This window comes from Chryseobacterium taichungense, from assembly GCF_900109935.1.
Taxonomy (GTDB): Bacteria; Bacteroidota; Bacteroidia; order Flavobacteriales; family Weeksellaceae; genus Chryseobacterium; species Chryseobacterium taichungense.
In genome coordinates this window covers 21400-34312 of the sequence record NZ_FOBV01000003.1, presented here as the reverse complement: position 1 = coordinate 34312, position 12913 = coordinate 21400, and the positions used below count along the sequence as shown (strand labels likewise).

Here is a 12913-nt window from a genome sequence, read left to right as displayed (position 1 = left end):
CTCATTAATAATGCTTTTCTTTCCTAATATGATCTGCTCTTTAAATAGGATTATTCGGACATTTTCAGAATTGTTGTTATTGTTTAGAAATGAGAAAATAATCTTTGAATCTGCGTCAACAAATCGTAAATTGTGCGCTTAAAATTTAATGTTGTATGAAAAATATCCTGCGGCTTGCTCCGGTTGGTTTGGTTTTAGTATTACTAAACTGCAAATCAGTAAATACTAATAATATGTTTTATGAAGACGTAAAACCGGAAAAAATTTCGGATCAGTTCAAATTTACGGAAGGTCCTTCTTCGGACAAGGAAGGAAATGTTTATTTCACAGATCAGCCCAATGACAAAATTTATTACTGGGACTGGAAAACAAATAAAATTGTAGAGTTTTTAGATCATACCGGCAGAGCCAACGGGACGCATTTTGATAAAGATGATAATCTGATCACCTGCTCTGATAACAATGGCGAAATCTGGAAAATTTCTAAAGACAAAAAAGTTCAGGTTTTGCTGAAAGGTTTTGAAGGAAAAAGATTGAACGGCCCAAACGATATCTGGAATGATCAATTTGGCGGAATGTATTTTACAGATCCGTTATACGAAAGAGATTATTGGGTTGATTTTAAACAGGAACTTCCTCATAAAAGCCTTTATTACAGAAGCAAAGATGGGAATGTTACAAAAATTGAGACTTTTACACAACCGAATGGAATTATTGGAAGTGAAAAGTTTAAAAAACTGTACGTTTCTGATATCGATGCCGGAAAAACATATGTTTATGATATATTGGGAGAGGGAAAATTGTCTGAGAAAAAGCTGTTCTGCGAAATGGGTTCAGATGGAATGACTATTGACAAACACGGAAATGTGTATCTTACAGGAAAAGGCGTACATGTTTTTAATCACGAAGGAAAAAAAATCTACCATATCCCTATTGATGAGGATTGGACGGGGAATATCACATTTGGCGGAAAAGACAATAATGTATTGTTTATAACGGCCAGCAAATCTGTGTATACCTTACCGACAAAAGTGAAGGGTGTAAAATAGGAAAAGGCTGAGGCTAAGGTTAAAAGTAAAATTCAATAAAATTAGGATAACACTTTACCTTAGCCTCAACCTCAACCTCAATAAGCCACTTCCATTTTCACTTTTTTGCCTTTGAGTTTTTCATTGGCAAGCTTTCTTAAAAGGGCATTTACTTTATTTCTTGAAACGGCAACATAAGAAGTTGAATCTTTCACTTCTATCAAGCCAACATCTTCTTTCTGGAGTTCTCCTTTTTTTAGCAGATAGCCTACAATATCCACTTTGTTGACTTTGTCTTTTTTTCCGGCGCTGATATAAATGGTCTGAAAAGGCGTTTTTTCAGGAACTTTATTAAATCCGGCAACACTTTCTTCGGGAGTATTGTTTTTGATGAAAGGGAAATTTTCATCTTCTGTCATGATCAGATAAGCAAAACCTTTGGCATTCATTCTTGCCGTACGGCCGTTTCTATGAATGAAGGCATCTTCTTTCGGAGGCAGCTGATAATGCACGATCGACTCAACTTCAGGGATATCTAAACCTCTTGCAGCCAGATCAGTCGTAATTAAAATCCTTGCAGAATCATTTCTGAATTTTAAGAGTGCACGTTCTCTTTCATCCTGTTCCATACCCCCGTGAAAGGTTTCCCTGTCAATACCTTTTTGTCGGAGAAGCTCTGAAATACGGTCAACAGCTTCACGGTGATTGCAGAAAATCAGAGTCCTTTTATTTCCGATTTTACAGATTAAATTGAATAAAGTATCCAGTTTTTCTTCTGGTGTTATCATCACCTTTTTGAATTGAATATCTGGTTTTGCATCACCCAGTTTTAGAAAATCAATAATCTTCTCATTTTTCAGTCCGGTAAAGGCTGGAATTTCGTCCATTGCTGTTGCAGACGTTAAAATCCTTTGTGAAAGGCCTTTCAAAGAATTGGAAATAAATTCCATGTCTTCATGAAAACCTAATTCCAGCGCTTTATCAAATTCATCCAACACCAATGTCTGAATTGTTTTCGGATCAAAATTATTGTTTCTTAAATGATAAACAACCCTTCCCGGAGTTCCTATCAAAATCGCCGGAGCTTCAATTAAATTATTAACTTCAATCTTTTTATCATGACCACCATAGCATACAGAAACTTTAAAATCTGTTCCCATCGCCTTGAAAACCTGCTCGATCTGTAGCGCCAGTTCCCTTGCCGGAACCAAAATCAAAGTCTGAATTCCTGATGTATTTTTCTTTAGATTTCGTAGAACGGGAAACAGAAAAGCCAATGTTTTTCCTGAGCCGGTAGGAGAGAGCAACACAACGTCCTGGTTATTTTCAGTAGCTTTATAGGTAGATTTCTGCATCTGATTCATCTGCTGAATCTGCAGTTTTTGGTAAATCGATTCTAATTCCATGCTGCAAAGGTAAGGAATTTGGTGTTGGTTGCTGTTGGATGGTTTGTTTTGAAATTTAAACATTAATAAGTTCAGCGTTAATTCTGTTTGATACTTCACCTTAAATGTTTAGGTTCAATGATGATCCGTTTAAGTCCTTTTACGTTCCGTTTAGGTCTTATGGTTAAAATTTTAGGTCTTTTGGCTAAAGTTTTAGGTTTTTCGGTTAAAATTTTAGATGATCTGGCCAAAATTTTAGCTGTCTTCGTCAAAATTTTACGAAAAACAACATCAGACAGTTGTATTGACAGTCTGATTCTTTTAATATCATTCTAAAACTTGTTTGAACTAATTTCGGAATTAACCGCAAAGTTGCAAAAGATAATCACAATGAAATGATTAGTATATTTAAAGTTTTCAAAAGAATAAAAATCGAAGATTTTTTTTAAGCTATTGTAGCCTTTTTTCATTTGTAATTATCAACTTTAAATAAACGTTGAGCTCGTCTTTTGCAACTTTTGCGGTTATATAAAAGTTTAAACAGCCATAGACTCTAAATTTTAATATAAATTCTTTTTCGGTCGAGCCAGTATCCTACGGCCCAGCAAATCATCATCACAGAAAAAGCAAATAAAAATGCCCCGGAATAATCGCCGAATTTTGCAAAAATGTGCTGATAAATCCATGAGTAACTGTTAATTTTACCAATCGGAATATGGTACATGATGATAGGAAGTATTTCTGAGAATAGATAGATAGCTAACGTATTTTTCCCGAAAACTTCAAAGAAATAAACGCCATTTGATTCTTTAAGAAAATCAGAATAATAGATAATTATTCCCAGAATCATTAAGTCCAAACCAACAGTTAGCAGCACATATGAACTGGACCAAATCTTCTTGTTGATCGGAAATCCATAATTCCACATAAATCCTGCTGCCAGAAGAACAAAACCTGTTAAGAACAATTTGGAAAGCATTTCATAATTAAATCCTTTTTCCCGGATATATTTTCCGGTAAAGTATCCTGCAAAAACATTCACCAATGCAGGAAAGGTACTTAACAGACCTTCGGGATCAAATGCAAATCCTTCACCTTTGTACAGATGATTTTCTCCGAAAATTCTTAAATCCAGATCAAGAACAGGATTTTGATGAATGTCATACGGGCCATAAAATGCAAAAATGACCCAGTAAATAATCAGAATTCCGGCACTAATATATAAGGAAATTTTTGGTTTACAATAATATAACAAGAGGGAAGCGATTCCATAGCAAATAGCGATACGCTGCAAAACCCCGAAAACTCTTGTTTCCGAGAAGGGAAAAGGCAGCTTGTTGAAATTTGCATCCAATTTATAGAAAGGAAACCAATACATCAGAAATCCTAAAAGGAAAATAATGAGAGTTCTCTTAAAAATTTTGTACAGCACTTCACGCTGGGGCATCATTTTCCATTTATCCATCGCAAAACTCATCGAGTTTCCCACCGCAAAAAGGAATGACGGAAAAACCAGATCGGTGGGTGTGAATCCGTTCCAATTAGCGTGCAGAAGCGGTGCGTAAGTGGTTGCCCAGTTTCCTGACGTATTGACGATAATCATAAAACATACGGTCATTCCACGGAAAATATCAAGTGAAAGAGAACGTTTACTTTTTTCCATCTATTTTGGTATTTAAAATTAAAGGTGCGTATTTCTGGTATAATAACCTGCTGATCTTTTTCGCGTCACCATGAGGCTGATCCGGATAAATATTTTGTTTTTCGCTCCATTCCCAGGAGAAATCGTCTACTTTTTTCAGGATTTCTTTTTCATCGACAGGAATTTCCTGTTCAACACTTTTGATTGAAGCCTCAATAAAGATTCGCCATCTTTCACCGTAATAATCTTTCATAAGTCCGGCAATAGAACGGTTGCCGTAGTCATTCAATCCTTTCCCTTTTTCTCCCCAGACGGTAATGATTTTCCTTGCATCCTTTTCGTAATAGGCCTTTTGGCCGGGAATATCCGTCATCGCTTTCGCGTCATTAATCCATTTTCCAACCAGAAAATTCTTGTTGGCAGATAGCAACAGGTCTATATCATTAATAAGATCCAGCATTTTTTTTCCTGAATTTTTCATTCCGGTAATATCTTTCTGACGATATGCTTGTGTGAAAGCATCTCTCAACACCGGAAAATAATTTCCCAGAACCTGTTTTCCCACAACTGCCAGATCATCCTTATAATTATCAATGTCTGACTTGCTGTCAATCAGTAATTTCCAGGCCTGCAGCAGATCTTTATTGCTGTAATGAATGGTAAAATTGGTCGTCCAACTGCCTGCTTTTTCAAAAACCGGTTTGGAATTGGTGAGATCAGCATTTCCTAAATCTGCGGATTCGGTATAAATTTTTTCGGATAAAATCTTCCAGGCTTCGGATATTTTAGGATCTGTATTCCCTGATCTGGCCAAAGCGTAGTGAGAAATAAAATCTTCTTTTGATTTTGAATGCGTCCAGGCTTTATTTAAAACAAATTCATACATCATCGGATTATTGCCAAAGCCTTCTAGTGTAGCGCCTAGTCCCCAGAGGTTTTTGCCTCCGTTTTGATAGGTATTTTCAATTCTTTTATCAATTTCAACCAGATTTCCTTTAATAGAAGTATTTCCCCCGAAATTTCCGAGGTAACACCAGATGTAAGGCTGACCGAAAAAGGAATCGGTTGTTTTCCATATTTCAGTTTTATCACAATAATAATCCAGAAGAATCATTTTATCTTGTGGAACTGCCTGTAAAAATGCCTTTATTCTGTCGTTGGTCCATTTATCTTTCTGAAAATAAAATATCCATCCCATCTGCAGCCATTGTGCTTTTTCATCTACTTTCGCCATTGATTGGTAAATATGTCCGGATACGTTTGCTAAATCTTTTGGTTCCCAGCTGGGTGGTGTCACTTCATTGAAAGGATCAGTTCCATAAATATGATCAGTTCCGAATAATTGAGTCTGTTCGTTAAGAAATTCTTCCTGAATTTTTTCAAAAAGCGGATCAAAGGAATCGAGAAAATAGCTTTCGTATTTCCGGTCAAAATCTCCCCATTCTCCCAATGAGGTAATCTTTGCATTCGGAAATTTATCTTTAAGAATCTTTGGAACATGTCCTGCAAAAGCAGGCAACACCGGTTTCATATTCAGTTCACGCTCTCTTTTCAGGATCTTTTGTTGCAGTTCAGCCTGTCCATCAATCCATGACATCGGCAATGGACCTTCCCAGTGATCAATATTGGCCATTCTGTGCCAGGGAAGATATGCCGGACCGGTGTAGTAATTTCTGATCTCAGCCTCCGAAAACCCGAATTTCTTCCAAACATTCAGCCATATTTTTTCCTGTCCGGTGATGGCAAGAGGAAGATTGACGCCATTTAATGCCATCCAGTCGATGAAGCGTTCCCAGTCTTTCCATTTCCACCAAGGCATCGTGTAACCGAATGTGCAGTAATTCAGAAAGAAACGGTTATTTACCCGGGATTCATTTTTACAGTTTCTGAAAGTTTAGGAAATGTTGCGGGAACTTCTATTCGGTTATCGGCATACCATGAAACAGAGATTTTGCAATAGGCTGTAAGGAAAAAATTTAATCCTACCGCCATAGAATTTGCGGAATTTGCCGTAATAATAAGGTGATCTTTTTTGTATTCAAGCTGGTAGAAATCCTTTCTGGGATCTGCTTCTTGTTTGAATACTATTTTGTCTTTATAGGTCGGAGCTATTCGCAGAAGAAGTGCCTTGGCAGCTTCGGTATCATTTTGTGCATAAAGTAAATGAGTAATCAGAATTAGCAGTAAAGAAGAGAGCTTTTTCATCATCAAAATTTAAAAGCTAAAGTTAAAAAAAATATTGTCTCATTTTGATATTTTAATGATTAGCTATGAAGTTATCAACTCATTCATTGAAAGATAGAGTGAAATTCTTGGATCTTATAATCAAAACTCCCTAAATATTATTTAATTTAAATCTGAAAATCAATTAATTAAGGGTAAGAAAACAATCTTCTGAATTATTGTTTATCTCAAATAAAATCACTATCTTTGCACCCACTTTTGTGGCGAAAAGGTTTGAAAAGTAAATAACTAAAAATTAATTACTTCCGTATTTTTCAATTCACATTTATTCAAACCGTTGAAAGAGAAGGAATACAAATTTTATTAGAATTATGTCAAAAGAGACAAATTCAGCAGAATTATTATTAAACCAAAACGTAGCACCTGAACAATTTGACTGGGATTCTTTCGAATCTGGTCTTGATGCTGATGCTAGAAAAGAGAAAAGCGATCTTGAGGAAATCTACAACGGATCTTTAAACAACCTTGACGATAATGACGTATTGGTTGGAAAAGTTGTAAGATTAACTGATAAAGAAGCTATCGTAGACATCAACTTCAAATCTGAAGGTGTTATTTCTCTTAACGAATTCCGTTACAACCAAGGCCTTAAAGTAGGTGACGAGGTAGAAGTAATGGTTGACAGAAGAGAAGACAAAACTGGTCAGTTACAGTTATCTCACAGAAAAGCTAGAACGCTTAAAGCTTGGGATAAAGTAAACGAACTTCACGAAACAGGTGAAATCGTAAACGGTTTTGTTAAATCCAGAACTAAAGGAGGTATGATCGTTGACGTACACGGAATCGAGGCATTCTTACCTGGTTCTCAAATTGACGTTAAGCCAATCAAAGATTACGATCAGTTCGTAGGTAAAACTATGGAGTTCAAAGTTGTGAAAATCAACCCTGAGTTCAAAAACGTAGTAGTATCTCACAAAGCATTGATCGAAGCAGATATCGAAGGTCAGAAAAAAGAAATCATCGCTCAGCTTGAAAAAGGACAAGTTCTTGAAGGTACTGTTAAGAATATTACTTCTTACGGTGTATTCATTGACCTTGGAGGTGTTGATGGATTGATCCACATTACAGATCTTTCTTGGTCTAGAGTGAACCACCCATCTGAAATCCTTGAGGACGGACAAACTGTAAAAGTTGTTATCCTTGACTTTGATGATGAGAAAACAAGAATCCAATTGGGTATGAAGCAATTAGAAGCTCACCCTTGGGATGCTCTTTCTGCTGACTTAAAAGTTGGTGATAAAGTAAAAGGAAAAGTAGTTGTTCTTGCTGACTATGGTGCATTCGTAGAAATCGCTCCAGGTGTTGAAGGATTAATCCACGTTTCTGAAATGTCTTGGTCTACTCACTTGAGATCTGCCGGTGACTTCGTGAAAGTAGGTGATGAAGTTGAAGCTGAAGTATTAACTTTAGATAGAGAAGATAGAAAAATTTCTTTGGGTATCAAGCAATTAAGCAAAGATCCATGGGAAAATATCGAAGCTAAATACCCTGTAGGATCTAAGCATGTAGGAACTGTAAGAAACTTCACTAACTTTGGTGTATTCGTAGAGTTGGAGGAAGGTATCGACGGATTAATCTACATCTCTGATCTTTCTTGGACTAAGAAAATCAAGCACCCATCTGAATTCTGTGCAGTTGGTGATAAGTTAGATGTTGTAGTTCTTGAACTTGACATCCAGGCTAGAAGATTATCTCTAGGTCACAAGCAATTGACTGAGAACCCTTGGGATGCATTCGAAACGAAATATGCTGAAGGAACAATCCACGCTGGTAAAGCAGTAGAAGTTCACGATAAAGGTGCTTCTGTACAGTTCGAAGATGCTGAGGTTGAAGCTTTCTGCCCATCAAGATTATTAGAGAAGGAAGACGGATCTAAAATCAAGAAAGGTGAAGAAGCTGATTTCAAAGTAATTGAATTCAACAAAGAATTCAAAAGAGTAGTAGTTTCTCACACAGGAATCTTCAGAGACGAAGAAAAGAAAAATGCGAGAGAAGCTTCTAACAACAGATCTAATAATGTTTCATCTTCTTCAAACGAAGAGAGATCTACTCTTGGAGATATCGATGCATTAGCAGAATTAAAAAGAAAAATGGAAGAAGGTAAATAATCTTTAACCCATTTTAAAATATGAGCCACTCAATTTGAGTGGCTTTTTTTATTATTAAAAATTTTTAAAAAGATTTTAAATAACTCACTTATTAAAGAATAATTATTATCTTTAGCCGAACCTAAATTTAAACTTTTTAACTATGAAAAAAACATTCTTCTTTTTAGTCCTGACTTTCATCATGTCATGGAACTCTTTATCTGCACAAACTGGAGGAACAGATTACATCGTTGTTTTGGATAACGGAACTTCTATGACGAACGCCCGCTTTACATCAATGAAGTTAGGAGCAATAAAAGTAATTGAACAGCTTTTGGCATGTAATCCTTTAAACAGAATTGCGGTAGTTCATTATGGAGCAGGAATTTACAATACCACCAATTCTTTTTATACGCCGAGAATTTATATTGAATATGATTTTACAAACGGTACATTCATGACGCAAGCGATTCAAAGAAGACTTGACAATGGTGATCATTTCAATGAAGCCTTAGGATTAATAGGTAATGCTCTTGATGGTGTTTCGAATGCGAATATCGTAAGTCCTCAGACAACGCTAAACAGGGATCCTGCAAATCCTATGAGAGTTATCGTATTTACTGATGCGGAAAGAAACACAGGAGGTATAGATGATGGTTCGTATTTGGTAAATTATGATTTTCCTGCATTGAATACACCTGACGCCTTTAAAAATGTTCTTGATTTTAAAATAGCAAGACAGGCAAAATTTACAATGGTACATCTTACTCCGGATGCGCTGGCGACGGCTGCTGCGGCATCTATAGCAAGCGAAGGAGGATCTTATAACGGACCAGTAGAAACCAATGTTGATGATCCTGATTATGGAGTACCTTACAGATCATATTACCAGAGATCTTATTTTGATATATCTCCTGCTGAAGCGGATTATTGGTCACATTTAGCTTTTGAAATTTGTAATAATTCAGGATGGGGCAATATTAATTTTAAATATGAGCCCAACGGATGCGGAATCTCACAGGCGCAGACAATCAGTGGAAGCTATATATTGCCGGCTGGCGCTACATTTTCTGCGTTTAAATTAGTAGCAAGGGATGTCGTAACGGGACAGGATTATTCGGTTAACTTTGCTCCGGTGATGACTTCTTCTACAAGTTTTTATTATTCGCTTCAGCCTTCGGATTTTACTTTTCCAGCGGGAACAGTGGGAAAATTTGTATTTCTTCTTTCTATGCAGTATGAATATCAAGGCGCACCATATGATGTAATTTCTTGGAATGGTCATCCATACTTTGATTATGATCTTTACCTTACTACGGCACCAAATTGCGGTGTTACAAGAATGTCACCTTCTTCAATTGTATTGAAAGAAAACGGTCTTAAAATATCTCCTAATCCTACCAATGGAGCATTTAAAGTTATTTTAGATAAAAAAATTGAGTCAGGAAATCTCCAAATCATGGATTTGAACGGAAATATAGTATATAGTAAGCCTTTTAAAGGTCAGAATATTATAGATATTGATATTCATTCTCAAAAAGAAGGTATATATATTGTAAAAGTAATTTCACTTAAAAATGAAATTTACACCGAAAAGATTATTAAGAAATAATAATTAACAGTCTTTCATTACACTGCCCCGGAAGGTTAAACTTTCCGGGGCAGTTTATTTAAAGTGATTTCCATACTTATTTTCAATTTCTTGCTTATTCAAAATCAAGATTAATTTGTGATATTAGTTTATGATTAAATAATTTCAAATATATCATTGTTCTGATAGGAATTATTTGTAGATTAGCGCCTTTATTTGTAAATATGAAAAAAGTAGCTTTACCCCTTCTGTTTGTAGTTTCAACAATCTTTCCTTCCGTGTTGTTTGCACAAGACAATGAAAGGTTGATCAAAGATTATATTTCTCAAAATAAATTACGAGAATATAAAAAATCTGATCTTAACAGTTTTGTTATAGATAATGTTGATATTTCAAAGTCAATGAATGGAAATGTCGTAAAATTTCAGCAGATGTATAATGGAATTCCTGTTTATAATTCTGTTGGAACGGTTTTAATTAAAGACAATAAAATTGTCTATTATAAAGATAATTTCATTAAAGATTATAAAAACTCGACATCTACAGTTGCCGCAATTACTAAAGATGTAGCACTACATAAAATCGCTGAAGATCTTGGTAAGCCTGAAATTTCAGATTTACCTATTATGGCTTTTTTTGAAAAGGGAGCTTACAAAATGACGGCGGCGAAACAGCGTTTCGTATATACTGCCGACAAGACAGGAAATTTAAAACTTGCTTACGAATATTTACTGAATGAGCCTAAAACAAATAATCACTGGAGCTATCTTATTGATGCAAATACAGGTAGTATACTGAATAAATTTAACATAAATTTATCATGTAATTTTACAGATGGCTCTTATTCTCACGATGAAAGTCATATGGTTTCATTACCTGATAATAAAAACTCATATCAGACGAACCAAAATAACTTGGTAATGTTGTCGCCTGATAATGCCAGTTACAATGTTTTTCCACTTCCTATTGAAGCTCCGACATTCGGATCAAGATCTGTCGTGAGCAATCCTTGGATTTTGGCATCTTCACCTGAAGGATGGCATTCAAACGGGACTACCCATTATACCATTACAAGAGGTAACAATGTTTATGCTTACGATGATAAAGATGATAATGAAAATACTTTTGGAACTTCACCAAATGGCGGAAGTACAAGGAACTTCGATTTTCCATATAATCCAACAGCTCTAACATATACAAATTTATCTGCTGCAACAACGAACCTTTTTTATATCAGTAACATGGTTCATGATATATTTTATAAATTAGGATTTACCGAATCTGCAAAAAACTTTCAAAACAATAATTTCGGAAATGGAGGTTTAGACGACGATGAAGTTTTTGCACAGTCACAGGACGGTGGCGGATTTAATAACGCCAATTTTGCACCTTATCCTGATAGCTACAACCCAATCATGCAAATGTATCTTTGGTTAGGATCAAACCGAAAGGTATTTTATAAAGCTCCGTCGGATGCGGTTGGAAGAATAGTAAATGCCGGAGTGGCCGAATTTGGTCCTACCCTTAATGATGTTGGAGTAACCGGTAACGTAAAACTGGCCAGTGTAATTAATGCCTGTACGGCATTACCGGCAGGAGAATTGGCAGGGAAAATTGGTTTAGTGGAAAGAGGAGGGCCTTCATCATGTACCTTTACGGTTAAGGTAAAAAATGCACAGAATGCGGGAGCAGTTGGTGTAATAATTTATAATAATACAGCAAATGGTTCTACTCTTATTAATATGGGGGGTACAAACTCAACCATCACCATACCTTCTGTACTTATTACCAATGCTGAAGGTGAATATATCAAAACCAAGCTAGCCGCAAATACAGTAGTCGATGTAGACCTGAGAGCAGATACAAGATATGATGGAAGTTTTGATAATGGAATTGTAGCTCACGAGTATGGGCATGGTATTTCAAATAGATTAACGGGTAGTGGTTCAGGTTGCCTCAACTCAAATGATGATAATGAACAGATGGGTGAAGGATGGTCTGACTTTTTTGCTTTAATGCTTACTAATAAAGCTGGAGATAATGCTGCTGTACCCAGAGGAATAGGAACATATCCTACAGGACAAACAATATCAGGAACAGGAATAAGACCTGCTAAATATTCTCCTGATTTTGCAATTAATGATTTCACATACGATGATACAAATGGTATGGAATACAACAATGGAAATGCAATAGTTCCGGACGTGCATTCTATTGGTTTTATTTGGGCAACAATGTTGTGGGACCTTCATTGGCAATACGTGGCAAAATATGGTTATTCTTCAGATGTAACAGCAAACGCAACTAATGGCAGTACTAGAGTATTACAGTTAGTAACTGATGCATTGAAACTTCAACCTTGTTATCCTTCTTTTATTGATGGCAGAGATGCAATTCTGGATGCTGATCAGGCTACTACACAGGGAGCAGATCGTTGTATGATCTGGAGAACTTTTGCAAAAAGAGGTTTAGGGGTTAACGCATCAGCAGGATTTTTAAATGATATTAATGACCAGACAGCAGATTTTAGTGTACCCACAGATTGTGTATTAGCTACTGATGAAGTACAAACTGTTAAAAATACAATTTCAATTTATCCGAATCCTGCTAAAAATGAATTCTTCATTAATTTCCCAAGCAAAACCTTAGGAAAAGTGAGTGTTGAAATCTATGATATGTCCGGTAAATTGATATCATCTGAAGATAAAGTTTCTCCGGATGCTAAAAAAGCCATTTCTACCGACAGATTAATCAACGGAACCTATCTGGTAAAAGTAAAAGGTATTGGTATTGATGCAACTTCAAAAGTGATCGTTAAAAAATAAATACCAAAAATATTTAATCAGTCCGGGCGCAAGCGAAGCTTGCGCCCGGACTTTTTTATCTATCATCAGCATAAAGATTAATTAATTTAATAACCGTAACTTTGCAGGCTT

At 35.8% G+C, this 12913-nt stretch carries 8 protein-coding genes; 4 read left to right on the top strand and 4 right to left on the bottom strand.

What is annotated here, in order from left to right:
* Window positions 1–155: 155 nt before the first annotated feature.
* A complete protein-coding gene (locus BMW64_RS06935; protein ID WP_089999311.1) occupies window positions 156–1049 on the top strand; it encodes an SMP-30/gluconolactonase/LRE family protein in 894 nt (297 codons plus the stop codon).
* 77 nt (window positions 1050–1126) lie between these two features.
* On the opposite strand, the gene BMW64_RS06930 is transcribed toward BMW64_RS06935, so the two are convergent.
* The 4 genes from BMW64_RS06930 to BMW64_RS20420 form a co-directional block, all read right to left on the bottom strand.
* Entirely contained in the window at window positions 1127–2434 is a 1308-nt protein-coding gene (locus BMW64_RS06930; RefSeq protein WP_089999310.1) for a DEAD/DEAH box helicase, read from the bottom strand.
* Between the two features lie 532 nt (window positions 2435–2966).
* A complete protein-coding gene (locus tag BMW64_RS06920; RefSeq protein WP_089999308.1) occupies window positions 2967–4076 on the bottom strand; it encodes an acyltransferase family protein in 1110 nt (369 codons plus the stop codon).
* Window positions 4063–5901, bottom strand: coding sequence for an alpha-N-acetylglucosaminidase (locus BMW64_RS20425; protein WP_228400895.1), 1839 nt, complete (start codon window positions 5899–5901; stop codon window positions 4063–4065). Before BMW64_RS20425 ends, BMW64_RS06920 begins: the two co-directional genes overlap by 14 nt.
* A 14-nt stretch (window positions 5902–5915) precedes the next feature.
* Window positions 5916–6263 (bottom strand): alpha-N-acetylglucosaminidase N-terminal domain-containing protein, encoded by a 348-nt coding sequence (locus tag BMW64_RS20420; RefSeq protein WP_143052653.1) that lies wholly within the window; start codon window positions 6261–6263, stop codon window positions 5916–5918.
* 347 nt (window positions 6264–6610) lie between these two features.
* Between BMW64_RS20420 and rpsA the strand changes: the two genes are divergently transcribed.
* The 3 genes from rpsA (at window position 6611) to BMW64_RS06895 (ending at window position 12802) form a co-directional block, all read left to right on the top strand.
* Window positions 6611–8407: a 30S ribosomal protein S1 gene (gene rpsA, locus BMW64_RS06905; RefSeq protein ID WP_089999307.1), complete on the top strand. Its 1797-nt coding sequence runs from the start codon at window positions 6611–6613 to the stop codon at window positions 8405–8407.
* 142 nt (window positions 8408–8549) lie between these two features.
* Window positions 8550–9998, top strand: a complete 1449-nt coding sequence (locus tag BMW64_RS06900; RefSeq protein WP_089999306.1) for a T9SS type A sorting domain-containing protein — start codon at window positions 8550–8552, stop codon at window positions 9996–9998.
* A 203-nt stretch (window positions 9999–10201) separates the two neighbouring features.
* Entirely contained in the window at window positions 10202–12802 is a 2601-nt protein-coding gene (locus BMW64_RS06895; RefSeq protein WP_177175251.1) for a T9SS-dependent M36 family metallopeptidase, read from the top strand.
* The last annotated feature ends 111 nt before the right edge of the window (window positions 12803–12913 follow it).

Bases quoted from the DNA above. Each gene is read 5' to 3' on its own strand.
- rpsA (WP_089999307.1), top strand. From the start codon at position 6,611: ATGTCAAAAGAGACAAATTCAGCAGAATTATTATTAAACCAAAACGTA.
- BMW64_RS06935 (WP_089999311.1), top strand. From the start codon at position 156: ATGAAAAATATCCTGCGGCTTGCTCCGGTTGGTTTGGTTTTAGTATTA.
- BMW64_RS06900 (WP_089999306.1), top strand. From the start codon at position 8,550: ATGAAAAAAACATTCTTCTTTTTAGTCCTGACTTTCATCATGTCATGG.
- BMW64_RS06930 (WP_089999310.1), bottom strand. From the start codon at position 2,434: ATGGAATTAGAATCGATTTACCAAAAACTGCAGATTCAGCAGATGAAT.
- BMW64_RS06895 (WP_177175251.1), top strand. From the start codon at position 10,202: ATGAAAAAAGTAGCTTTACCCCTTCTGTTTGTAGTTTCAACAATCTTT.
- BMW64_RS20420 (WP_143052653.1), bottom strand. From the start codon at position 6,263: ATGATGAAAAAGCTCTCTTCTTTACTGCTAATTCTGATTACTCATTTA.
- BMW64_RS06920 (WP_089999308.1), bottom strand. From the start codon at position 4,076: ATGGAAAAAAGTAAACGTTCTCTTTCACTTGATATTTTCCGTGGAATG.